24 protein-coding genes are annotated in these 21,582 nt (G+C 63.6%); 12 read left to right on the top strand and 12 right to left on the bottom strand.

Features of this window, described 5'->3' with window-relative positions; genetic code table 11:
- Positions 1 to 23: 23 nt before the first annotated feature.
- Positions 24 to 1,103 (bottom strand): SDR family NAD(P)-dependent oxidoreductase, encoded by a 1,080-nt coding sequence (locus D9V28_RS07130; protein ID WP_121659053.1) that lies wholly within the window; start codon positions 1,101 to 1,103, stop codon positions 24 to 26.
- A gap of 56 nt (positions 1,104 to 1,159) precedes the next feature.
- Here D9V28_RS07130 and D9V28_RS16410 point away from each other — a divergent pair, with 56 nt between their 5' ends.
- The 6 genes from D9V28_RS16410 to D9V28_RS07095 all read left to right on the top strand — a co-directional run bounded on the left by D9V28_RS16410 (position 1,160) and on the right by D9V28_RS07095 (position 6,000).
- A complete protein-coding gene (locus tag D9V28_RS16410) occupies positions 1,160 to 1,717 on the top strand; it encodes a TetR/AcrR family transcriptional regulator (RefSeq protein WP_121659052.1) in 558 nt (185 codons plus the stop codon).
- A 178-nt stretch (positions 1,718 to 1,895) separates the two neighbouring features.
- On the top strand, positions 1,896 to 3,005 hold the full coding sequence (locus D9V28_RS07120; protein ID WP_121659051.1) for an SDR family oxidoreductase: 1,110 nt from the start codon (positions 1,896 to 1,898) through the stop codon (positions 3,003 to 3,005).
- Positions 3,006 to 3,959: 954 nt separating this feature from the next.
- Positions 3,960 to 4,115: a hypothetical protein gene (locus D9V28_RS16070; protein ID WP_183086458.1), complete on the top strand. Its 156-nt coding sequence runs from the start codon at positions 3,960 to 3,962 to the stop codon at positions 4,113 to 4,115.
- Positions 4,116 to 4,304: 189 nt separating this feature from the next.
- Positions 4,305 to 4,508: a hypothetical protein gene (locus D9V28_RS07110; RefSeq protein ID WP_147440932.1), complete on the top strand. Its 204-nt coding sequence runs from the start codon at positions 4,305 to 4,307 to the stop codon at positions 4,506 to 4,508.
- Between the two features lie 769 nt (positions 4,509 to 5,277).
- The gene (locus tag D9V28_RS07100) at positions 5,278 to 5,787 is read left to right on the top strand and encodes a hypothetical protein (RefSeq protein ID WP_147440931.1); all 510 of its coding nucleotides are present in this window, start codon (positions 5,278 to 5,280) and stop codon (positions 5,785 to 5,787) included.
- 27 nt (positions 5,788 to 5,814) lie between these two features.
- Complete coding sequence (locus tag D9V28_RS07095) at positions 5,815 to 6,000, top strand: hypothetical protein (protein ID WP_121659046.1); 186 nt, start codon at positions 5,815 to 5,817, stop codon at positions 5,998 to 6,000.
- A gap of 147 nt (positions 6,001 to 6,147) precedes the next feature.
- Here the strand turns inward: D9V28_RS07095 and D9V28_RS07090 are convergent, their stop codons facing one another.
- The 3 genes from D9V28_RS07090 to D9V28_RS07080 form a co-directional block, all read right to left on the bottom strand.
- Positions 6,148 to 6,576 (bottom strand): ACT domain-containing protein, encoded by a 429-nt coding sequence (locus D9V28_RS07090; RefSeq protein ID WP_121659045.1) that lies wholly within the window; start codon positions 6,574 to 6,576, stop codon positions 6,148 to 6,150.
- Positions 6,577 to 6,791: 215 nt separating this feature from the next.
- Positions 6,792 to 7,358 (bottom strand): hypothetical protein, encoded by a 567-nt coding sequence (locus D9V28_RS07085; RefSeq protein ID WP_121659044.1) that lies wholly within the window; start codon positions 7,356 to 7,358, stop codon positions 6,792 to 6,794.
- Between the two features lie 17 nt (positions 7,359 to 7,375).
- The gene (locus D9V28_RS07080) at positions 7,376 to 8,521 is read right to left on the bottom strand and encodes a zinc-dependent alcohol dehydrogenase (RefSeq protein ID WP_121659043.1); all 1,146 of its coding nucleotides are present in this window, start codon (positions 8,519 to 8,521) and stop codon (positions 7,376 to 7,378) included.
- A 134-nt stretch (positions 8,522 to 8,655) separates the two neighbouring features.
- Between D9V28_RS07080 and D9V28_RS07075 the strand changes: the two genes are divergently transcribed.
- Both D9V28_RS07075 and D9V28_RS07070 read left to right on the top strand, forming a co-directional pair.
- Positions 8,656 to 9,117 (top strand): hypothetical protein, encoded by a 462-nt coding sequence (locus D9V28_RS07075; protein ID WP_121659042.1) that lies wholly within the window; start codon positions 8,656 to 8,658, stop codon positions 9,115 to 9,117.
- A gap of 68 nt (positions 9,118 to 9,185) precedes the next feature.
- Complete coding sequence (locus D9V28_RS07070) at positions 9,186 to 9,839, top strand: TOPRIM nucleotidyl transferase/hydrolase domain-containing protein (RefSeq protein ID WP_121659676.1); 654 nt, start codon at positions 9,186 to 9,188, stop codon at positions 9,837 to 9,839.
- Between the two features lie 15 nt (positions 9,840 to 9,854).
- Here the strand turns inward: D9V28_RS07070 and D9V28_RS07065 are convergent, their stop codons facing one another.
- Positions 9,855 to 10,319 (bottom strand): iron chaperone, encoded by a 465-nt coding sequence (locus D9V28_RS07065; protein WP_121659041.1) that lies wholly within the window; start codon positions 10,317 to 10,319, stop codon positions 9,855 to 9,857.
- Between the two features lie 181 nt (positions 10,320 to 10,500).
- On the opposite strand from D9V28_RS07065, the gene D9V28_RS07060 reads away from it, so the two are divergent.
- Together D9V28_RS07060 and D9V28_RS07055 are read left to right on the top strand one after the other, a co-directional pair.
- Positions 10,501 to 11,721: an MFS transporter gene (locus tag D9V28_RS07060; RefSeq protein WP_229727929.1), complete on the top strand. Its 1,221-nt coding sequence runs from the start codon at positions 10,501 to 10,503 to the stop codon at positions 11,719 to 11,721.
- A gap of 14 nt (positions 11,722 to 11,735) precedes the next feature.
- Complete coding sequence (locus tag D9V28_RS07055; protein ID WP_121659039.1) at positions 11,736 to 13,199, top strand: YibE/F family protein; 1,464 nt, start codon at positions 11,736 to 11,738, stop codon at positions 13,197 to 13,199.
- Between the two features lie 47 nt (positions 13,200 to 13,246).
- On the opposite strand, the gene D9V28_RS07050 is transcribed toward D9V28_RS07055, so the two are convergent.
- From D9V28_RS07050 to D9V28_RS07030, 5 genes are all read right to left on the bottom strand, one after another.
- Positions 13,247 to 14,626 carry an FAD-binding oxidoreductase gene (locus tag D9V28_RS07050; protein WP_121659038.1) on the bottom strand — a complete coding sequence of 460 codons (1,380 nt, stop codon included), beginning with the start codon at positions 14,624 to 14,626 and terminating at the stop codon, positions 13,247 to 13,249.
- 78 nt (positions 14,627 to 14,704) lie between these two features.
- Positions 14,705 to 15,865 (bottom strand): AI-2E family transporter, encoded by a 1,161-nt coding sequence (locus D9V28_RS07045; RefSeq protein WP_121659037.1) that lies wholly within the window; start codon positions 15,863 to 15,865, stop codon positions 14,705 to 14,707.
- Positions 15,866 to 16,011: 146 nt separating this feature from the next.
- Positions 16,012 to 16,524: a CarD family transcriptional regulator gene (locus D9V28_RS07040; protein WP_121659036.1), complete on the bottom strand. Its 513-nt coding sequence runs from the start codon at positions 16,522 to 16,524 to the stop codon at positions 16,012 to 16,014.
- Between the two features lie 85 nt (positions 16,525 to 16,609).
- Positions 16,610 to 17,227, bottom strand: coding sequence for a TetR/AcrR family transcriptional regulator (locus tag D9V28_RS07035; RefSeq protein WP_121659035.1), 618 nt, complete (start codon positions 17,225 to 17,227; stop codon positions 16,610 to 16,612).
- Positions 17,228 to 17,302: 75 nt separating this feature from the next.
- A complete protein-coding gene (locus tag D9V28_RS07030; RefSeq protein WP_121659034.1) occupies positions 17,303 to 17,659 on the bottom strand; it encodes a hypothetical protein in 357 nt (118 codons plus the stop codon).
- Between the two features lie 195 nt (positions 17,660 to 17,854).
- On the opposite strand from D9V28_RS07030, the gene D9V28_RS07025 reads away from it, so the two are divergent.
- Entirely contained in the window at positions 17,855 to 18,841 is a 987-nt protein-coding gene (locus D9V28_RS07025; RefSeq protein WP_121659033.1) for a M23 family metallopeptidase, read from the top strand.
- 62 nt (positions 18,842 to 18,903) lie between these two features.
- Entirely contained in the window at positions 18,904 to 19,515 is a 612-nt protein-coding gene (locus D9V28_RS07020; RefSeq protein WP_121659032.1) for a class E sortase, read from the top strand.
- Between the two features lie 8 nt (positions 19,516 to 19,523).
- On the opposite strand, the gene D9V28_RS07015 is transcribed toward D9V28_RS07020, so the two are convergent.
- Positions 19,524 to 20,816: a coiled-coil domain-containing protein gene (locus D9V28_RS07015; protein WP_121659031.1), complete on the bottom strand. Its 1,293-nt coding sequence runs from the start codon at positions 20,814 to 20,816 to the stop codon at positions 19,524 to 19,526.
- Positions 20,817 to 20,874: 58 nt separating this feature from the next.
- Complete coding sequence (locus D9V28_RS07010; RefSeq protein ID WP_183086457.1) at positions 20,875 to 21,573, bottom strand: HAD hydrolase-like protein; 699 nt, start codon at positions 21,571 to 21,573, stop codon at positions 20,875 to 20,877.
- Positions 21,574 to 21,582 lie beyond the last annotated feature (9 nt).

Genomic DNA, 21,582 nt, shown 5'->3' with positions numbered 1-21,582 from the left:
ATGACCGCGGGCCGGCTCTCGTTTTATGCCGCTGACCAGCCACCATCGCTGGCGAGAACGATACCGTTGACGTTCACGCCATCGTCGCTGAGCAGGAAGGTGATCGACGCGGCCAGGGCGTCGCTCTCGACGGCGTCTGGCATCACCGCCATGCCGGCGCGAACCCGTTGCGCGCCGAGTTCCGACGCAAACGTTGCCTCGATGTTCGTGATGGTCGGGCCAGGGGCAACGGCGTTGACCCGTAGTCCACTCGGTCCGTACATGAACGCACTGCTCTTGGTGAGCCCGATAACGGCGTGCTTTGACGCCGTGTACGCGGCACCGGCAGCCGAGCCTCGGAGACCGGCCTCGGACGCTACGTTGACGATCGAGCCGTATCCGCGAGTGAGCATCGACGGAACGACCGCGCGCATGAGCTTCATGGTGCCGTCGACGTTGATGGCGAACACGCGCTTCCAGACCGAGTCGGAAATCTCGTGCACCGGGGTCATGTCGTCCATAATTCCGGCGACGTTCGCCAGGGCATCGATGGTTCCGCCTGCCGCATCAACGATCGACGCGATAGCGGCGTCATCGGTGATGTCTGCGACCACTGGCACGATCTCGGCCTCCGGCAGTTCAGCCGCGAACTCCTCGAGGCGTTCGCGGGAGATGTCAACGGCGATGACGCGTCCACCCTCACGGGCAACACGAGACGCGGTCGCGCGTCCGATTCCCGAGCCGGCACCGGTCACGACGACGGTCTTGCCGGTGAAGCGGCCAGCGCTGATGCGCTCGACCCACTGCGGGCGTTCGACCGGTACGTTCGCGACGTTCGATGAAACGGATGCTTCGCCACCGGCATCCGTTTCGGCAATCGTTTCCGAGGTTGGAACGTGTCCCTCTGCCGCACGCGCAACGAGTGCATCGAGCATCTCCTGGGAGAAGGAGCCCTTGCTGAGCTTCACGAGGCGCTTGATCGCGAGGCCGCGAACTGGGCGCATCACCTCGGGGCTCTGGCCACCCTGCGCGAGCATGTTGCGGAGGATGAGGCCTCCGACGGGGTGGTCGATCCAGGTGCCAATCGAGGAGTCTGCGGTGAGGGTCTGGGGTGCTGGAGCCATGGGATTCCTTCGTTTGGGGTGAACCGGACAACATTGTCCGGTTGTAGGCTACACCCGTGCCATCGAGTCCGAAAATAAATCGTGGTCCCAGTGCTGGGCCCGAGAATCGGCGGGCCCTGATTGCCGCTGCGCGCGAGGTCTTCGAATCGGAAGGGTTGAGCGCCCCGCTCAGTGCTGTTGCCCGCAAGGCCGGTGTCGGTCAGGGCAGCCTGTACCGGCACTTCCCCGATCGAACGGCGCTCGCCGTTGCCGTGTTCGACGAAAACCTTACGCAGCTCGAGGAATTTGTCGATCGTCCGGACAGCACCATCTACGACCTGCTCGACCGGGTCATCGATCAGGCCGTTGTCTCAACGGCGCTGATCGACCTGATCTGGGCGCACTCGCACGATGAGCGGGTGACGCATCTCGGTGAGCGGCTGCGAGGACTGATCGAACGCGAGGTCTCCCGAGCGCGAAGCGCAGGCGACATCGGCACCCACGTCACTGTCGACGATGTGCTGCTTGCCGTCTCTATGCTCGCCGGTGTGCTCGCCAGAAGCGACGCCGCCGAGCGCCGCGCGGCCGGCAGCCGTGCCATGACATTGTTCTCGCTCGCCTTCGCCCCGCGGTAGCGCCTAGGCCCGTTCCTTCGCCACCTGGTCACGGACGCCCTCAGCCACCTCGACAAACAGGTCGGGTGTCGGCTCGTCGGGTGGGCCGACGAGGAGCCCTTGGCCCGCGGTGGTGCCCGGAGATATTGAGCAGAGCGCCTGAAGGAATTTCTCACTGCATCGAGTGTTGCATTGCTGAATGACGTCCAATACCGCCCAGTCCACTCGTTCGAATCCTTCCGAAGGCCGCAGCGCGCTCGTCGTTGGAGCGACCGGTATCGGGGGCTCCGCTCTGGTCGACCTGCTCACCGAACAGGGTTGGCAGGTCACGGCGTTGTCTCGGCGTCCCGGTGCGGAGCGCGACGGTGTTCGTCCGCTCGCGGCTGACCTCCGCTCGGCCGAAGACCTCGCTCGAGTGCTCGCCGACGAGCGACCGACCCACGTGTTCTTCACCGCCTGGTCCCGTCAGGCGACCGAGGAAGAGAACATCGCCGTCAACGGCGGAATGGTCCGCGATCTGCTTGCGGCCCTTTCACACGCGCCACTCCAGCACGTCGCGCTCGTCACCGGCCTCAAGCACTACCTAGGCCCGTTCGAGGCGTATGGGCAGGGCAACATGCCAGACACTCCTTTCCATGAGGAAGAGGCACGGCTGGATGCCCCGAACTTCTACTATGCGCAGGAAGACGAGCTCTTTGCCGCAGCTGAACGTGACGGCTTCACCTGGTCGGTGCACCGCTCGCACACCGTTATCGGCCACGCCGTCGGCAACGCGATGAACATGGGGCTCACCCTGGCCGTCTACGCGTCGATCTGCCGGAAACTCGGCACCCCGTTCATTTTCCCTGGCTCGCTCACGCAGTGGAACGGACTCACCGACATGACTGACGCTACGGTGCTCGCCGAGCAGATGTTCTGGGCGTCGACGTCAGAAGCAGGGCGCGATCAGGCCTTCAACGTCGTCAACGGTGACGTGTTTCGCTGGCGCTGGATGTGGACACGCCTCGCCGAGTACTTCGGAGTCGAGCCGGTTGGCCCCGGTGCGGAGCCGCAGCCGCTTGAGCAGCAGATGGTCGGCGCAGAAAAGGTCTGGCAGCAGATCGTGCAGGAGCACGACCTCCTTGAGTCCGACTTGAGCCGGGTGGCATCCTGGTGGCACACCGACGCAGACCTCGGGCGCGAGATCGAGGTCGTCACCGACATCAGCAAGTCCCGGCTCGCAGGGTTCTCTGTGCACCACCGCACGGTGGACTCGTTCACCACGCTCTTCGACCGCTATCGCGCCGATCGGCTCATTCCGGGCGCGTAGATGTGAGACCCGTCCGGCCCATAGCGTCAGGTCGGTCGGGTCGCACCGCGACTACAAGTGGTTTCGATCACAAGCGAACGCTAACAAGGGCGCTTTGGCGCTTAAAATGGCGTTCTGGTCGAGTGAACGTTGCGTTGCCACGCCCCTGTAGAGGTGAAACACTTCGCTACATGCTTGCCGCAGTCATTGTCGTTCTCGTCACGGGCTTCTCGTTTGTTGGTTTGTGCCTGGTGCTATCTGCCGAGCAAAAGGCGCGTCGTCAAGACAGACGCCAACTAACCCGCGGCTGGCACCGTCACGTTTTATGAAGCGTTGAGCCGCGACAGCGAACGCCCAAGTAACCCATCGTGTCCGCATGCGGCTGGTGTCTCACGGTTCTGGTCCCGCTCGGCCAGCTACGGGGCCCGAACGGCCCTGTTGTGCATCGCTATAACCACGACCGGCGGAAAGAACACCAAACCGGTTAGAAGTATCGCGACTGGTCCCCAGGCAATAAGAAATAGGACCCCGCCGATGCCGATGAAAAGCACCGCGGTGAGCTGCAAAATCGTGCTGGCACGCGGACGCCGGTGCGCTGTTCCGTTTAGCCATAGCGGTATTGGCCGGTCACCTGCGGCGCGTACCTCAAGGATTGCGGATCGCGTAGCCAAAGTAAGCCCACCGACGAAGAAAAGAACGCCGAAGATGGTGACCAATTTATTCTCCCGTCGAAGGTGAGCCCAGCATCGCACGGAAAGCATGAATTCAGCACGATCCGAGTGCGGTGCGCTTCGATCGAGTGAAACAGCCGGATCGATCGCTCGGAAGTACTTCACGGGGTGTGTGATGTCCTTGCTACCTTGGTCGGAAAGCACGTGATTGACACTGGTTGCGGATCGGAGCACTGGGGTGGGCGAAGAGCGAAAAAGGTTCGGGATGTACCCGCAAGAGATCGCTGGCTTGGGGAGTTCGCTCGTGGGCGGAATCGGTATCGTGCTTTGTTTTCTCCAGCTTTGGGTGATTGGGGCTGCGCTGATTGCTGGCGGGGTGGCGCTGTTCATCTACGCGCAACGCTTGCGCCGCTTGCCCTACCAGACTCCTTCCGATTCGGACGACCGCGAGGTGTCATAGCCGCCGCTCCGCTGTGAGTCGCGCAGTCACCGAATCCAGGCTGGGTGCTTTCGAGACTGCGCAACTTCGACGGGTCCGGCTCATGTCGCACGGCGGGACGGAACCGACGGCATCGCGAGCACGCGGTAGGCGCTATCGTTCGACACAACGCCTCAGGTTGCACTCATGTCGAGAAGGAGCTTCATGCCGATGAGCGACGAAGAAGTGCCACCTTCGGACAAGCCTTCAAATCGAACGTGGTTATGGGTCGGCGTTGTTGTGCTCGTCCTTCACGCTGTCGTAACGGTCGCTGCCGCAGCCCTCCAAGACTGGTTGCTGGTCGGCGCTTCTGTGATCGTCGCTGTGGCGTGGATCTCATGGTGGGTGCACAACCTCCGCCGACTTGCGAAATAGCTGCGTGGCAATTGGATTCCGAGCAAACTCAATTTCAAGGCTCAGGTTCACCTCACCGAAAGCCGCTTCAACGGCTGATCCGAGACGCATCTGGGGCGGGCCCTAGGGGTCGCTGTGCGCCGTGAACTGGGACGCTCAGAGCCGTGGCCAGCGATGGGATCTGAGAGAACGAAGCTGGGGACCAGCTGGCTTTAAGCAACATTCCTACATTCCGTCAGCGGCGCTTTCTTCTCCGCACGGTTTGCCCAATTCCCCAATAGAACATGAGAGCGCTTAGCGCAAGTAACGCGATGCCCAGGCCCCAGTTAGGGACCCCGAGGACAGAGAACACCCCACTTCCCTCAGTTGACTCTCGGTTGGGCAGCAGGACCGCCACGACGCCCACAATCAAGGCGACAGATCCAAACCCAAGCGGAAAGCCTGGGTGCTTGAAATGCTCTTTGCGTTCGCTCATACGGTTCCCAACTTTTTCGGTAATCGGTGCGGGGTGCGACACAGACACTACTCGGCACCCAAGGGCACAACTTTCGCTGACTGGTGCTTCCGGAGCAGGAAAATTCCAAGGCATGTGAGCTCAGTGCAGGGGTGGAACCGGCACCTGTATATGTTGATCAGGCAACAGCCCCATTCATAGAAAGGCTGACCATTGCCAAAAATTCACGCTGCAGTGACCCCGTTTGGTCTTTTTGCTTTCGCACTGATGCTCGTCGGGTGCACGGCCACATCTCGGAGTGCGCCCGAAAACGCAGAAGTGGACATCCAGCCCGCCATGGTGATCGAAGACGCTCGCAGCCAGGCTGCGGAGGAAGGGCATTCTTCTCAAGAGGCGCTTCTGAGCGATGGGGCGGTGACGTTCGATGACTATGAGGCGTCGGTCGGGGCCTACATCACGTGCGTCACCGAACGTGGATTTCAAGTTGACGGTCCAGTGCTGAACCCGGCGGACAATGAGCTTCTTCTGCTTCAGGTGCTTGACGGAAACACAACCAACGCCGCGTCTGCTCAAGCAGACACGGACTGCCGGTCGAGGCACGTGAATCTGGTTGAGGGCGCCTATAGGGCGCTGACTGAACCGAGGATGGAACCGGCGCTCATCGAGGAGACCAATCGGTGTCTGGACAGTGAAGGGCTCGACTACAGCGGAGACGAGTTCAAGTTTGAAGACTATTTCCCGGCCGGAGTCGAGGATTCCAAGAGGCTAGAGATGGTTAGTTCGTGTGTGTCTCAGTCGCTGTACGAGCTTCACCCAAACCTTCCGTTCGTCGCGCTAGGTTTCTAGCGCGTTGCCGACCCCAGAACACCCGAAATGAAGAACGTCCCACTCGGTAAGGTGACTGCGCAAAATGGGTTCTGGATTGTTCTGGGCATTCTGATGGCAATATTCGCACCGCCCATTGGACTCCAGTTGGCCGGGATCGCGCTAGCTGCGTTCGGCGCGCTGGCGATGGCACGGCATATCCTCCTGCTGCGCAAATCCCGTTTTCGCGAGTAACCGTTCAGAGCGGTTATCGATCGCTGCTACTCGGTGGGTAAGGCCCGCTATTGGCTCCCGGCCATGTTTCACCGAAGGACGAACCTGCCCGCGTCCTTTAGTGAGGCACCGAGGTCCTCGTCCCTGACACGCTTGACCTGGTGATGGCTAGCGTGTGGGCGTCCGAACATCAGAGGCTGAGGTAAACGTGTGGCCCGCCTCCTTCAGGAGCGTTCGAGCTCTATCGCTGTCCGCGGATTGAACCATCAGCACGTCCCCGTCGAACGTCGAGGTGACGAATACGGCGCACCCCGCCGCAGATAGCGGGGCGACGAGTGAAGTGACGACGCCTGTGAGTCCGAAAGGGATCGGACCACTTGCGTACAGAGCTTTCCACGTGCCGTCGATCTTCGCGCTTGCGGGGGCTTGCTCGGAGAGGCACACGATCGACAGCTCCTGGGGAGTGCGCGTTATTGAGACATATCCGTCGCCTGGCGAGTGTCTCAGGAGTTCGTCCGGGACCTGGGCGGACGCGGGCAGGCGGGCGATGACGTAGTCACCGGTCAGCGGGTGGAGCTCGACAGAAGGGGTGGGCATCCGAGTGTCCTGTTTCTGCTCACGCGGAAGGCCTCAGATGGAAGCCACTATCGTCGCGTTGCCACCATCATGCAGGATCTCAGCCAACCGCCGAAATTCAGCAGGGTCCGGTCGATCGCTTCTGGCGTAACGGTCCCGAGCATTCCAGCCGATGTACGGGGTGCGTCTTGCAATCCATGGAGAACAGAAACGTCGCGCCCTGGAGCCCGTTCCGCTTAGCGCTTCGCGATCGCCCTCACTCCGAGCACCACCGCACCGACGGCTGCGATCCACGGGCCGGCGATGAGGATCGGGTCGATCCACTGGTGGTTCAGGTCAACGCGCTTCTTGCCGAAGCGCGATGAGATGCCGCCGCGGCTGAACTCGCTGAGCACCCCGGTCTCGGTGATCGGGTTGTCGGGCCGCGTGGTCGCGAAGGAGCGCAGATGGCTTTCGATGGCGTCGACCCGATCGGCGCCGAGCAGGATCAGCCAGTGCGCCGCGCGGCCCTCGCTGTATTTCGCGTAGGCGAACTTGCGGAGAACCCCTGACAATCCGTGCGGCGGCGATGACGTGCCGAAAACCGGAGTGAGGAATTTGTGCTCGATCGACCGTTCCCGTGGCCATTTCTCCTCCTGGCGCTCGGGAAAGTCCCAGTGCGCACCTGTCGCGCTCGGGTCGAATCGCTCGCGTGGAACCGACGGTCGGTCCTTCGGGTCGAGGTCGGCACCCCACCCGGGGATGCGGGCACGAAGCTCGTCATTCGACTCGGCGCGAGGCGGGTGGTTCGCTGTGTACGGCATAGTCTTCCCTCTTCCTGTCAGGCGCCTGGAACGATGACCGGTTTGATGCAGTCATCGAGCTTCGCCGAGAACATGTGGTACCCCTCGGCGATGTGCTCGAGCGGGATACGGTGCGTGACGATATCGTTCGGCTTGAGGTAGCCGTTCTGGATGTGTTCGAACAACCGCGGCCACTGGCGCTTCGCCGGCGCCTGGTTCATTCGGAGCGTCAGGCCCTTGTTCATGGCATCGCCGAACTTCACGGCGCTGAACATGGGTCCGTATGCGCCCATCACAGAAACGGTGCCGCCCTTGCGGACCGAGTCGATGGCCCAGTTGAGGGCGATGGGTGATCCGCCCTGCAGCTTGAACTTCGCGGCCGTCACGTGCTGGGTGAAGTTGCCGTCGGCCTCGGCCCCGACCGCATCGATCACGACGTCGGCGCCGAGGTAGTCTGTGGCCTTCTTCATTTCGACCACGATGTCGTCGTACTCGGCGAAGTTGTACGTCTCCGCGTGCGCGAAGGTGCGGGCCTTCTCGAGTCGGTACTCGAGGTGGTCGATGACGATCACTCGACCGGCGCCCATAAGCCAAGATGACTTGGCGGCGAAGAGCCCGACAGGGCCTGCTCCAAACACGACAACGGTGTCGCCCTCCGAGATGTCGCCGAGCTGAGCGCCAAAGTATCCGGTGGCGAGGGCATCGGTGCACATGAGCGCGTCTTCGTCCTCGAGCCAGTCGGGGATGATCGACGGGCCGACGTCGGCAAATGGCACCCGCACGTACTCGGACTGCCCGCCGTCATATCCACCGCAGGTGTGTGAGTAGCCGTAGATCCCGCCGACCGCCGTTGCGTTGGGGTTCACGTTGTGGCAGTTCGAGTAGAGGCCGCGCACACAGAAGTAGCACGAGCCGCAGTACACGTTGAATGGGACCATGACGCGGTCACCGACCTTGAGGTTCTGGACCGATGAGCCAACCTGCTCGACAACACCGATGAACTCATGCCCGAAGGTCATGCCCACCCGGGTGTCTGGCATCATGCCGTGATACAGGTGCAGGTCAGAGCCACAAATCGCGGCAAGGGTGACTCGCACGATCGCATCGTTCGGGTGCTCGATCGGCGGCATCACCTTTTCTTCGACGCGGACCTTGTACGGTCCGCGGTACACCATCGCTCGCATTTGCACTCCCGTCGTCATTCCGTGTCAGCTAGGTTCACACTGTCCGGGGATGAGTGACAGGGGGTTGTTTCGACGGTGAACCGGGGTTATAGCCCCCGCTAATTGGTCGGTTCTCGATCGCTAGGCTGGGCAGCATGAGCCGATTCGGACCCCTCGAAGCCCGCGGCACCACTCTCGTTCTCGGGGACGCTGGCGGCCATCATGCCGAACTGACGGCATCCGCTCTCGTGCTTCGCGAGTATCGGGAGCAACCGCTCAGTCTCGAGTGGTTCCGTGTTGAGAGTGTCACGCTGGAGGTGCCGGAAACGCGGTTTCGGCTGCCAGGTCTGGTGTCGACCGTTGCGCTCGGTGTTCTCGGCTCGCTCTTCGGTGATTGGAATATCGCCGATGACATTCAGGATGGCACTCTGACGGTGTCTGTTGTCGGTGCTGAACCGATGGTGATGCCGATCACCCGCCACCACGTCGGCGGCTACTGGGCCAAGAGCGTCAGGGCCGCGTCGGCGCTTCTCGCCCGGCTTGTGGCGGACCCGGCGTCGCGGCAGCTTCTGCACTCGCCGGAGAGGGTTGTGAAGCTTCTCGCCTCCGGCCGGTGACGTGATCGCTCGACGTGCGGGATGGCATCCCTCTGGTGTTGATCGACGGGCAGCGCCAGAATGAGGCGATGGACGACCTCGCCGACTTTCGCAATGCGGTTCAAACGTGGGTGACCGGACCGACGGAGTCGATGCCCTCCGGACTCTCGAAGCGTGCCGACGACGTTGCACTGGTCGTTCTGGTTGAGGGAGACAGCGACCGGGTGGCGATCGAGGCGCTCGCCGAAGCGCGCGGCCGCGACCTCGAAAGCGAGCGGGTGGTGCTGCTGCCGATCGGGGGAGCGATGAACATTCGGGCGTACCTCTCCCGTCTTGGACCCGCCGGTCTCGGCATGGACGTTGCCGGGCTGTGTGACGCCAACGAGCTGGGCTACTTCCGTCGAGCGATGGAGCACTCCGGCCTGGGCGCCGAGCTCGACGTGAGCGGGATGGAGGAGCTCGGGTTCTTCTCCTGCGACGCCGACCTCGAGGACGAGTTGATCCGAGCGCTCGGCATCGACGGGGTTGAACGTGCTCTCGCTGCAGAGGGGGACCTTCGGGCGTTCCGCACCTTTCAGAATCAGCCAGCGCAGCGCGGGCGGGAGACCCCAGCTCAGCTGCGCCGTTTTCTCGGAACGATTGGCGGTCGCAAGAGCAGGTACGCCCGGGTGCTCACCGGGGCACTCGGGAGTGCGCCAGCCCCGCGTCCACTCGAACGCCTGCTTGAGTACACGGCATCCTGAGCAGGTGCGTGTGCGTCAGCCGATCGCCTTGCGGATCAGGGCGGCGATCGTCTTCTCGTCCTTTTCGGTCAGCTCGGTCAGCGCGAATGACGTCGGCCACATGGTGCCGTCGTCGAGCATCGCCGGATCGTTGAAACCGAGGGTCGAGTACCGCGTGTTGAACTTGTCTGCCGGCTGGAGGAAGCAGAGCACCTCGCCGTTCTTCGCATAGGCAGGCATGCCGTACCAGGTCTTCGGGAAAAGTTCGGGTGCAGTTCTCGAGATCAGGGCATGCAACTGTTCAGCGATCGCACGGTCGGAGTCCGACATCTCGGCGACCTTCGCCAACAGGTCGGCCTCGCCCTTCTCACGCGCCTTGGCGTCTCGTTCGTCTCGTCGAGCTTCGGCTTTGAGTTCGCGGGCGCGCTCCTTCATGGCCTCGCGTTCCTCGGCGGAGAATCCGTCCTGTGTGCCGGAGACCCTGGTGTCCTTGGTGCTCATTGCTTTGTCCTTCGTCTCGATGCCTGGATGTTTCGGGAGGTGGCTTCCATGTTAGAAACTGGCGCGTGGCATCCGCTTCTTGAAAACTGATCGATCCCGCAGGCAGGTCGCATAGGCTTGTCAGTCTCGCGCCGCGCATGCCGGCACTTCCCTCCTTCTTTCCTTCCGAATGGCAACGCCTGTGTCTTCTCCAACGACCACAACGACCGAGACCTCAGCCTTCCCGTGGATCGGTCTGCTCACCCTGGCCGGTGCTATTTTCATCTCGGTCACCAGTGAGTTTCTGCCCACCGGGCTGCTGCCGGAGATGGCAAGCGAGCTCGATGTCAGCCTGTCGACGGCTGGCTTCCTCGTCACCGTCTTCGCAGGCACCGTCGTTCTCGCCACAACGCCGCTCGCTGCCCTGACGCGCAGATACTCGCGCAAGGGCCTCGTCGTTGTCGTGTTGGGTGTGCTGGCGCTGGCTAACGTGCTTGCCGCTGTCGCCCCGACTTACGAGGTGCTCGTCGGCGCTCGGGTGCTGGGCGGTCTCGCGCACGGACTCTTCTGGGCGGTCGTCGCTGCATACTCGGCCCACCTGGTTCCGAAACAGCAGCTTGGGAAGGCCATCGCGATCACCGCTGGCGGCGGGTCAGCGGCGTTTGTACTCGGTGTTCCTGTGGGCACAGCGCTCGGGCATGCTTTGGGCTGGCGCGTCGCATTCGGCATCATCGCGGTGGTCATCGTGCTGCTGGCGCTCGCCGTGATCAAGTTCCTGCCGCCGGTCAACCACCACGTTGTGCTGAAAACCGGCGAGATCCCGCTGCCCCTGCGCAAGGACCGCAGCATGAGGGGCATCGGTTTTCTCTGCCTCATCATCGTGATTCTCATCACAGGCCAGAACATTTATTACACCTACATCGCGCCGTGGCTCATTGAAGCGGCCGGCTTCTCCGAAGACAGCGTGCCGTTCCTGCTGTTCCTCTACGGTGGCGCCGGGGCCGTTGGTCTCGTCCTCGCCGGTTTCGCCTCCGACCGCTTCCCGAAACGAGGGTTCGCCATCGCGCTCCTGTCCGTGATGGCCGCGGTTGTTGCGCTCGCTCTCTGGTCGGCAAACCCCGTTGTGGTTGTTGTGGCGATCGTGGTCTGGGGAACGTCATTCGGCGGCATCCCTGCAATGCTTCAGACACGGATGCTGCACACCGCGTCATTCCGGACGCGCGACCTTGCGGCGGCGCTGCAGACCACCGCATTCAACGTGGGGATCGGCGGAGGGGCACTGGTGGGTGGCCTCCTGCTCGACGGCAGCGGAATCACCTCCCTTCCCGGCACACTCGTGCTCTTCGTCGCGGTTGCCTTCGTGCTCATGGTCGGCTCCGACGCGCTTCGAACGGCTCGGGCCCGCCGGGCCCTCGCGAGCTAGGATTTGTCGGGCCCATGGGACATTCACACGCGCACTCCACCGCCGAACCCTCGGTGGACGCACTGGCGACCCGGCGACGAGCGAACCGCCTTCTTGCCGCGATCCTGATTCCGCTGACCCTGGCCACTGTGCTCGGGATGGCCTTGCTGTGGCCGAGTGGTTCGAGCGACGACGTCCAGGTCGGCAATCCATACTCGGTGGCCGGCGGCATGAGCTTCCAGACCGGCACTGTGGAGAACACGACAGTTGCTCCCTGCCTGTATCCATCTGCCAACGCGCCAGAGGGGCAGGAGTGCACCGTCACCGAGCTCGTCCCCGACGGTGGCGACGGCCGTGTCTCGGTCGAGATCCCGCCGGAAATCAGCCGCGAGGTGACTGTTGTCGCTGGCGACCGCATCCGTTTCATTGATCTGGGTGACCGCGCTGACAATCCGGCCGCGCGCTACTCGTTCATCGATTTCGTGCGCACCGCGCCCATGGCGCTCCTCGCGGCGGTCTACGCGCTCGTCGTGGTTCTTGTCGCCCGGTGGCGTGGTCTGCGGGCGCTCCTCGGTCTGCTTGGCGCCTATCTGGTCGTCGCGAACTTCATCCTCCCCGGTCTCGTCGAGGGCAAACCGCCGCTCCTGCTCGGGCTCGTCGGATCGAGTGTGATCATGATCGCTGTGCTGTACTTCGCACACGGGTTCTCGGCCCGCACCTCAACGGCGCTGCTCGGCACGATTTTCGGGCTCGTGATTACCTCCCTGGTGGCGGCATGGGCGACCGGGGCAGCGAACCTCACCGGGCTCAACGACGACGCGGACTACACCCTGTCGTACGCGACCGGGTCGATCTCGATCTCAGGCATCCTGCTCTGCGGGCTCATCATCTCGGGGTTGGGTGTGCTCAACGACGTGACGATCACCCAGTCGTCTGCGGTGTGGGAAATGCACGAGCTCGCTCCCGAATCGAGCGCGCGACGCTTATTCGCCGGTGCCATGCGGGTCGGTCGCGACCACATCGCCTCGACCGTCTACACGATAGTTTTCGCCTACGCCGGTGCGGCGCTTCCGCTGCTCATCCTGCTCTCCCTGCAGGATCGGCCGTTTCTCGAAACCATCTCGAGCGGCGAGCTGGCCGAAGAAATCGTGCGCACCCTGGTCGGTTCCATCGGACTCGTGCTCGCCATCCCCGTCACAACGGGCATCGCCGTGCTCGTCGTGAAGGCGGTCGGCTCCGGCCCGGCTCTCCCCGAGGACTCCGAGGTCGAGACCTCACCTTCTTCTGCACAGACGGATGCCGTCAGTGCGATCAATCGCCCGCCTCGCGTTTCGTGGGCGGCTGGCCTCAATCACTCGGCCGCGCCACGGCCTGCAGCGACGAAACCGCAGGCCTCGGTCCCGGGAACATCGCTCGAATCTCACCCCGGAGTGTCGTCGGATGGGCTGACCCGTCGCTCTCGCCGACAGCATGACGCCGGAGCTGACGTCGAGTCCTGAGGTCTTCCCGCCCGTTTCCGGGCGGGAGCTCTGCGCGTAGCTTGGCGCTAAGTCGCGAGGGCTGGACTGATGTTGTGGTTGCGCCGAAACAGGTTTTCCGGGTCGTAGGTGCGCTTGATCTCGGCCAGGCGGGCCAGGGTGGTTGGTGAGTAGAGCAGGGCGGGGTCCTCGCCAGCCGGCGCATTTGAGAAGCCGGCGTATATGCCCTGGAGGTACGGCGCGAGGTTTCCCCAGAGCGCATGCACGCGGTCCGAAGCTTCTGCCGGTGCATCCGGTGGCAGGAACGCCACCGAGATCACGAGCGCTTCACTGTCGCGGAACCCGAACGCCGTCGCGTCGTTCGGCACCCGGTTGAACGCGCCGACCAGGCTCCGAATCATCAACACAGATCCGCCAAGCTCGCCGTACATGCCCGAGAGCGCGCCAATCATCTCGTCACTCATTTCACGAGCAAACGCGTTATGCCCGACGAACGTCATTCCCTCCGGCGGATGAGCCTCCTCCAGAACATCGGCGTACGGCTGGGCCGTGATGGCGTCACCCGTGAGGCCCGGCAGGGCGCGGAGAGGAGCAAACGCCGCGTCAGCCGCTTCCGAGTCGTCCCCGGCGTAACAGACGAGGATCTGCACACCACCCGGCATCCCCGGGAACTCGGGCATCGCGAGGAACGTCGTGTTGAGTTCCTCTGGCGCATCACGCATGACGTCCCGCCATCCCGCGAGAAGTTCGGCGAGGTCTGCCTTGCCGTACAGAAGTGACCCGGCGAAAACACGCGTCAGGTGATGCGCCTGGAAGGTGAAGTCCGTGATGACACCGAAGTTTCCGCCTCCACCACGGATGGCCCAGAACAGGTCAGCGTGTTCGGTCGCACTGACACGGAGCTGCTCGCTTCCCGCCGTGACCACGGTTGCACCGACCAGGCTGTCGAGTGCGAGCCCGTACTTTCGAACCATCCACCCGATGCCGCCGCCAAGGGTGAGCCCGCCAACACCAACCGAGACGGTGTCGCCTGAAGAGAGTGCCAGCTGCTCGCCGCCGAGTGTTGCGGCCACCTGTCCCCAGGTTGCGCCTGCCCCGATCCGCACGATGCCCTCAACCGGATCGATGACGCTGACGTCGTTCAGTGCGCGGAGGTCGATCACGAGGCCGCCGATATTGGTGCTGAAACCACTGCCGCTGTGCCCGCCACTCCGCACCGACAGCTCGAGGCCATGTGAGCGAGCGAAAGCGACGGCAACGCCAACGTCGTCACCATCGGCCGGCCGCAGCACGAGCGCCGGCGCGCTGACCACGCCGTAGACGCTGCCGTAAATGGCGCTGACCGCTTCATATTCAGGATCGCTCGGGAGAACGACGGCGCCAGCGACTGACTGTCTGAGGTCGGCGATGGCGTCGGGGTGCAGGAAGGAAGATTCGACGGTGGTCATGGTTTTTCACTCCGCGGTTGTCCGGTCAGGATTCCCGCACGAGTTTTCTCCGCCACCGGCCGGAGGTCAAGGGGGCCGCTAGCGTGCGGTCGCTCCCGGACCGGCCGGAGTCTCCTTGGCGTCCTGCAGGGGGAAGACCACCTTCTGCACGATGATGATCGCCGATGCCGCCACCGGGATGGCGACGAGGGCGCCCAGAATTCCGCCGATCGCTCCACCAGCGACAGCGGCGATGACCACGATGGCTCCGGGAACGGCAACGGCCCGGTTCATGATTCGGGGGCTCAACACGTAGGCCTCGATCTGCATGTATACGAGGTAGTAGATACCGGCGAGAAGAGCGGTGAACGGCGAGACGAAGAGGCAAATGAGCGTGTTGATGATCGACGCCGTCAGTGTTCCGACCAGGGGGATCAGCGAGCCAAGGAAGGCAATCACCGCGAGCAGGAACGGCAGGGGCGCCCCGATGATAGACAGGAAAATCAGGCTGAGGATTCCGTTGCACAGCGCGAGCGAGACCTGACCGACGACGTAGCGTCCGACCGCGCCGGTGATCTCCTCGGTGATCTGCGCGAAGCGCACACGGCGATACGCGGGCACAAATCGATACGTGATGCCCTTCATCGAGCGAAGCGACGCGAGGAAGTACAGGGTGAGGATGACAACGATGGTCGCACCGGTGACTCCGCTGGCGACGCCAGCGCCGACTGCCGCAAGTCCTCCGCCGATAGCGAGGAGGTTCTTCGGGTCACTGACGAAGTCGACGCCGCCGCTGATCGCATCGTCGATGCTGATGACGCCACCGAGCGCGTTCTGAACGTCTTCAATCAGAGTGCTTCTGGTGAGCTCCTGCTCGAGCCGCGGGAGGTCCTCGACCAGGTTGGTGATTTGTGTGACGAGCACGGGAATCACAGCGAAGAGCAGGCCGGCGAAGACACCGAGAACGGCAATGACCACAAGCAGGATCGCGAGCGTCCGTGGCATCCGCTTCTCGAGCCAGGTGACGAGCGGATCGAGTCCGAGTGCCAGGAAGAGGGCGACACCGATGTAGATGAAGACGGTGCCGAGCTGGGTGACGATGCCGCCGATGACGAGGGCGGTGAGGACACCGAGTGCTCCGACGAGGCCGATGCGGAAGGCGTTGACGCTGAAGCCAGGTGCGTCACTTCCGGTCTGAATGGCGATGTCAGGTTTGAGGTTCTTTGCGTCCTCGACCACCTGTTTGCGATTTCTGCGCATCGTTCCCTGCTTGCATGTCGGTGAACCGGCTGACGCCGGAAGACGAAGACCGTCTCAGGTCAATCGTGCCTCACCCTACGCACTGATCCGGTCGGCTCGCCGCATGGTTGCGGTGGGCCGACCGGATCAGGTAGGTGTTTCGAAAGTTACGCCTGCGGAACGGACGCGGTCGCGTGGGCGCTCGCGAGAACTTCCTCGAGGGCAGCTGAGGCTTCCTCAGGGGTGAACTTCTGGGCGAGGGCCAGCTCGGACTCGAGGATCTGGCGAGCCTTCATCAGTAGTCGCTTCTCGCCAGCGGAGACGCCGTGGTCCTGGTCGCGACGCCACAGGTCGCGGACAACCTCGGCGACGCGGTAGACACTTCCGCTTGCCATCTTCTCCTGGTTGGCCTTGTACCGGCGTGACCAGTTGCCCGGCTCCTCGACGAACGGCTCACGCAGCACGTCCGACACGGCCTGGACGCCAGCGGCGTCGATGACGTCGCGAACTCCGACGAGTTCGGTGTTGTCGATCGGCAGCTTGATGACCAGTTCACTCGTGTGAGCGCTGAGCGTCATGATCTTCTTCTCGACGCCCTTGATCAACCGCGTTGAGATTTCGGTGATGGTGACCGCGCCGTGGTGAGGGTAGACGAGTGTTTCTCCGACGGTGAAATTCATTTCCGGTGTACCTCTTTTTTCAATCGGTCCTTCAACGAAGGACAACGTGGATGCCGGTCGGCGCGGGAAGCGGCCGGTCGGGGATTTAGCAAAACTGGGTTTCGAGCAGGGTGGCTGGCAGGAGTCTGGTGAGCTCGTCCACGAGATCCTCGTCTGACACCGAAACACGACCCTTGAGGGTCGATCCGATCAGGGTGAGGGCACCGCCAGCGACGAACGTCGCCGTGAGTTCCGGGCGCGGACCGATCGGCAATCCGCCGAGGGTGTCGATCGAGTCGAGCCACAGACTCGCGTAGCCGTGCACGACTTCGTCATACGCCCCGCGTGAGAGCGACAGGTCGAGCACCGTCTCGTAAACCGGATAGTGCTTGACCATGTGTGTGAGCAGGCCACGGTAGCTGTCGTGTGCCGCGTCGCGCCGGTCGGCGGCATCTGTGCTGACAAGAAGGGCGACGGATGCTCGCACTTCAGCCAACTGGACGTGCAGGTACTCGCGGGCCAGGTCATCGAGGCCGCTGAAGTGGGCGTAGAACGAACTGCGGCTGATCGCTGCCGTGCGGACGATGTCGCTCACCGTGATGGGAGTGGTCTTCGCAGAGGTCAGTGACTCAACCGCCGAAAAGATTGCCCGCCGGGTTTTCTCCGCACGCGGGTCTGATTTGAGAGAGCGCTCCGAATCCACGGGGGCTTCTGAGCGCAACATCAGACCAGTCTACCACTTCTCGGACAGGTGTCCGACAACAGCCGACCGCTTCCGTGGTAATGCAGAAAAGAAGACCTATTCGTCGACGATTCCGATGAATCCGCTGCCGACGCCATCGACCTCGGTGCGGCTCTTTCCTGCCGCCGGGTCAGGCAACTCGTCAGGGTCGTGGTGGGAGCAGGTGAGATATGTGAAGTCCGGCCACCACTTCTTCGGGCGGGTGGTCTCGGTGAAGCCGCAGACGTCACAGCTGAGCTCGACCCACACCGCCTTCTTGCCGGTGCGGTTGGCGCGGGACTGGATGAGCCAGGCGGGAGGCGCGCTGTCGAGTTCCGCGAGTTCTGCTTCGCTCAGTCGCGACGGGATGCCGTGTCGCGCCGCCATTTCCAGCGGAATGTCCAGTCGTTGTGCGGCTTCTCGTCTCGTAACCATGTCGCTTAATGATAGGCGCCGCCGTTCTCCACAGGCGCGACTTTATGCACAGTCCCTCACTCGGGGAATGGAATTCCCAGCCAAAGCGGCTAATCTCGAAGAATCCTGTCCGACGCTCGGCGCACCTCGCCAGTGTCACCCGCTGAGAAACGATGCCATCGGAGAGCCAACGCGCTCCCGCCAGGCCGGAGATATATGTCTGAGAACCTCGCCCGAGAGAGCGGTTCCATCGACCCAACAGCAGCGACGCCTTTCCCAACTCGCGCGAGCCTTCGCCGGGCGGCCCAGCCGTCCACGAGCGGCCATGCCCGTCGCAGTGTCACGGCCCAGAGTGCGGGAGTCAGCGCACCGCCCGTCAAACGCGCGACAGGCGAATCGCGGTGGCGCAGCATCCGTTCAATGCTCATCATGGCGCTCGTCGTTCCCGGCATTTTTGGCACGATCGCCCTGCCCGCGTACGCGTTCGAAACCACTCCGGCAGCGACAACCTCTCCCGTCTACGACACCGGAGCGCAGTCGCTCATCGTGAATAACTGGCAGGGCGAGAGCGTCAGTCGAGACGCTTACTCGGCGACGACCCCGGAGGAGCTGTCTGCGACAAAGGCAGCGCTCGCCGCTGCGGCTGCCAAGGCCGCTGCAGCAGCTCGGGCAGCGGAGGCCAAGGCATCGAGCGGTTCCGGGAGCTCCGGGAGCTCCGGCGGATCAGGTGGGTACCCCTACAGCACCTCCGACCCCGAACTCGCCGCCTTCCTCGCCGGAAAGAGTGACACCTGGATTCGACCCGTCGCCGCTTCGATCTCCTCGCCGTACGGCCCCCGAGGTCTCATCTGCAACGGCGCCGGCTGCTCCAATAACTTCCACGACGGCATCGACTTCGGCACAAGCTGTGGCACTCCGGTGAAGGCCATCTCGGCCGGCCGGGTGACGTTCACCGGCAATGCAGGCAGCTACGGTCAGCGGGTCGTTGTCGACCACGGCAACGGAGTGGCTTCGATCTACGGGCACCTGCAGACCGGCTCATTCAAGGTTTCCGTTGGCGACCTCATCGAAGCCGGAACCGTTGTGGCCGGCGTCGGAGCGACCGGAGTTGTGACGGCCTGCCACCTCGACCTGAAGATCGGCATCAACGGCAGCTTCACCAGCCCTGTGCCCTACCTCGCCAGCCGAGGGCTGTCACTGTAGCCTCGCGCTGCCGGCGGCTGTCGCCTAACCTGAAACCCGGGGAACGTTTTCGGGGGACGAAGATGGCACAACAGGCCACGCTGCGATCGGTCAAGCGTCTGTTCGCCGCGCTTGCGGTGGTTTCGGCTGTCGTTTTCTGGCCAGCGGATGCCCCGGCATCGCACGCGGGAACGCTCCCGCCGGTTGCGACAGCGGTCTCTGCCGCACCCGCAACAGGAGCGGTCATCGCGACGCTGCGCATTCCGCGGTTCGGTGCGGAGTACGCCGAGCCGATTGGTGAGGGCATCGGTGAGGCCGCCGTCCTCAATCACATGATCGGGCATTTCCCTGGAACGGCAATGCCTGGGGAGCCGGGCAATTTCGCGCTCGCCGGGCACCGGGTGACCCATGGTAAACCGTTCAACCTCATCGGCAGCCTCGTTGTCGGTGATCCGATCGTTGTTGAGACCGCCGACGGACAGTACCTGTATCGGTTCCGCGCCTCTGAGTACGTTCAGCCGTCCGCCATCGACGTCACGTACCCGGTGCCGAGGCAGGACGTGTCTGTGAACCCGGAGAAGGTCATCACCTTTGTGGCCTGCAACCCGCTCTTCTCGACAGCGGAGCGGATCATCGCCTACGGCGTCTTCGAATCGTTCACCCCCGCTGGGTCGGCAGAGCCGCGCGTCGGATAGTGCGGTGATCAGCCCGCTGAGCGCTTGAGCGGCGCCGTTCGTGGCCCGGCGTCGTAGCGCGCGAGTGCGTCGGCGTCCTGCGCAAGCCTGGACACCCGGCGGGCGGTGTCCAGTGCCTCGACCGGGTCATCGGCCGCATTGGCCAGCGCCAACTGTCGCTCAGCCTCGGCGAGCCGAGTGCGAGCGTCTGCACCAACCCGACCGCGGTTGTCTTCGATGAAGCCGCTGGCCACATCGAGGTGACTGCGTGCTGAGAAGAGAGCCCCGCGCAGCGCCTCGCGCGCGTTGTCGATGCGCTGCTGCTGACTCCGCGCCGTCGCCAGGGCGGCATCGAGGCGTGAAACGGCGTCGCGAAGTTCGTCCAATCGGGCCAACGGATCCGGCAGCTGCCTGCGGTCGGTGACGAGCGCGATCGTCGCCGTGGCGACATCCAGTGCTCGTGAAATCTCGTCGGCAGACTCAGGAAGTGTCGCGGCGTCGCGTTGTGCTGCCGCATCACTCACGGCACGGCGGGTCTGAGCCACGACGGTGGCGAGTTCGGCGCTTGAAGAATCGAGGCCGGATGCTGTCCGGCTGACGGATTCGATGGCGTGGCGAGCCGCTCGCAGCTCTTGAGCGGCGGAGTCGAGGGCTTCCGCTGCCGGTTCGCGTGCGGCGAGTTTTTGCCGTGCAATGGCCAGCGCCGACTGCGCCGCGGAGAGCGACTCGGTTGCATGGGCCGGGGCGGACTCGACCCGTGAGTACGTTGCCGGCGCGTAGGTTTCGCTGAGCCTGTCGAGGGTCGCCTCCGCCTCGGCAACCTCAGCCCGTGTCGCCGCGATGCCCCGTTCGAGTTCGGACAGCTGTTCGGGTGCAGATCGCTCGATCGATCGCCGACCGTCCAGCTGGGTCATCTCGGTTGTGAGACCCTGTGAGATCGCGCCGCACAACTCGACAATGCGTTCCGACCAGCGGCGTCGCTGAGAGTCGCTGTCTGGCACAGCGTCGTGAAGTTGCTGGTGCAGGTGAAATGCCTCGCGCAGCTGCTCCCGGCCCGACTGAACGGCGGAGGCCAGACCAACAGCTGCGCGATCACCGAACTGGGCGCGGGCGAATTCGACCTCGTCCTCGGCGGCGCTCAACAGGTCGTCGACTCGCACCAGCTCGACGCCAGCGGACTGCTCAAGCGCAGCGCGCGTTGACACCGGGTCGATACCCCGTGTGCGCTGGCGTGAGCGCAGTGCTCGTGCACCGAGAATCACCGCGAGCGCGGCTGTTCCGAAGACAAGAAGCGACGGGAGCCACCACAGTCCGTTCAGCATGCTCCGAGTGTAGGTCGGGCCGTTGGGAGGACGCCGAGAACGGCCAGCGGAATGAACGCTAGCCGAGGAGAAGCTTGCTCAGCTGGTCCGTTGAGTGGACGACGGCCATCGCGTGCTCGGCCTCGACGGGAGAGCCGTAGCCCCACTCGACCATGATGGTCGGGATCCCGTGCACAGCGGCGCCTTCGACGTCGTGATGACGATCGCCGACGAGCACAACCTGGTTGAGGTCGATCTCCTTCGCGGTGAGGCGGAGGAGTGCTTCCTGGATCACGTCGGCCTTCGAGCTGCGCACCTCATCTTCCGATGCGCCACAGAGCTCGGTGAAGTACTGGCTCAGATCGAAGTGGTCGAGCACGGCACGCACCTGCGACTCGGGCTTGCTGCTCGTGATCGCGATGGGAATTCCTGCGGCGAACAGGTTCTTGATGACGCCGGCGATGCCCGGGTAGACGGCTGAACCGGTCCACGGTCCGTCGATGTCTGAGATACCGCGGTAGACGGTCAGGGCGTTGAAGGCCTCAGCGGCGGTCATCCCTGCGCGAACCTCGAGCGATTCAAGCAGGGGTGGTCCGACCCAGTTCAGCAGTTCGTCGTCGGATGGGACGGGGAGACCGAGCGCAACAAAGGTCTTGGCGAGACGGGCGACGATTCCGGGAGCGGAATCTGTGATCGTGCCGTCGAGGTCGAAGAGCACGCACGACCAGGTTCGGGTGACCGTGCCGGTGCTCGTCAGTTCGGGTGAGGTAATAGACATAGGGACTCT

This window comes from Mycetocola zhadangensis (genome assembly GCF_003668565.1).
Lineage (GTDB): Bacteria > Actinomycetota > Actinomycetes > Actinomycetales > Microbacteriaceae > Mycetocola_A > Mycetocola_A zhadangensis.
This window is presented reverse-complemented; position numbering and strand designations above follow the sequence as displayed.

Coding starts and splice junctions, on each gene's coding strand:
- D9V28_RS07130 (WP_121659053.1), bottom strand. CDS start 1,103: ATGGCTCCAGCACCCCAGACCCTCACCGCAGACTCCTCGATTGGCACC.
- D9V28_RS07120 (WP_121659051.1), top strand. CDS start 1,896: ATGACGTCCAATACCGCCCAGTCCACTCGTTCGAATCCTTCCGAAGGC.
- D9V28_RS07110 (WP_147440932.1), top strand. CDS start 4,305: ATGAGCGACGAAGAAGTGCCACCTTCGGACAAGCCTTCAAATCGAACG.
- D9V28_RS07100 (WP_147440931.1), top strand. CDS start 5,278: ATGGTGATCGAAGACGCTCGCAGCCAGGCTGCGGAGGAAGGGCATTCT.
- D9V28_RS07095 (WP_121659046.1), top strand. CDS start 5,815: ATGAAGAACGTCCCACTCGGTAAGGTGACTGCGCAAAATGGGTTCTGG.
- D9V28_RS07090 (WP_121659045.1), bottom strand. CDS start 6,576: ATGCCCACCCCTTCTGTCGAGCTCCACCCGCTGACCGGTGACTACGTC.
- D9V28_RS07085 (WP_121659044.1), bottom strand. CDS start 7,358: ATGCCGTACACAGCGAACCACCCGCCTCGCGCCGAGTCGAATGACGAG.
- D9V28_RS07080 (WP_121659043.1), bottom strand. CDS start 8,521: ATGCGAGCGATGGTGTACCGCGGACCGTACAAGGTCCGCGTCGAAGAA.
- D9V28_RS07075 (WP_121659042.1), top strand. CDS start 8,656: ATGAGCCGATTCGGACCCCTCGAAGCCCGCGGCACCACTCTCGTTCTC.
- D9V28_RS07070 (WP_121659676.1), top strand. CDS start 9,186: ATGGACGACCTCGCCGACTTTCGCAATGCGGTTCAAACGTGGGTGACC.
- D9V28_RS07065 (WP_121659041.1), bottom strand. CDS start 10,319: ATGAGCACCAAGGACACCAGGGTCTCCGGCACACAGGACGGATTCTCC.
- D9V28_RS07055 (WP_121659039.1), top strand. CDS start 11,736: ATGGGACATTCACACGCGCACTCCACCGCCGAACCCTCGGTGGACGCA.
- D9V28_RS07050 (WP_121659038.1), bottom strand. CDS start 14,626: ATGACCACCGTCGAATCTTCCTTCCTGCACCCCGACGCCATCGCCGAC.
- D9V28_RS07045 (WP_121659037.1), bottom strand. CDS start 15,865: ATGCGCAGAAATCGCAAACAGGTGGTCGAGGACGCAAAGAACCTCAAA.
- D9V28_RS07040 (WP_121659036.1), bottom strand. CDS start 16,524: ATGAATTTCACCGTCGGAGAAACACTCGTCTACCCTCACCACGGCGCG.
- D9V28_RS07035 (WP_121659035.1), bottom strand. CDS start 17,227: ATGTTGCGCTCAGAAGCCCCCGTGGATTCGGAGCGCTCTCTCAAATCA.
- D9V28_RS07030 (WP_121659034.1), bottom strand. CDS start 17,659: ATGGTTACGAGACGAGAAGCCGCACAACGACTGGACATTCCGCTGGAA.
- D9V28_RS07025 (WP_121659033.1), top strand. CDS start 17,855: ATGTCTGAGAACCTCGCCCGAGAGAGCGGTTCCATCGACCCAACAGCA.
- D9V28_RS07020 (WP_121659032.1), top strand. CDS start 18,904: ATGGCACAACAGGCCACGCTGCGATCGGTCAAGCGTCTGTTCGCCGCG.
- D9V28_RS07015 (WP_121659031.1), bottom strand. CDS start 20,816: ATGCTGAACGGACTGTGGTGGCTCCCGTCGCTTCTTGTCTTCGGAACA.
- D9V28_RS07010 (WP_183086457.1), bottom strand. CDS start 21,573: ATGTCTATTACCTCACCCGAACTGACGAGCACCGGCACGGTCACCCGA.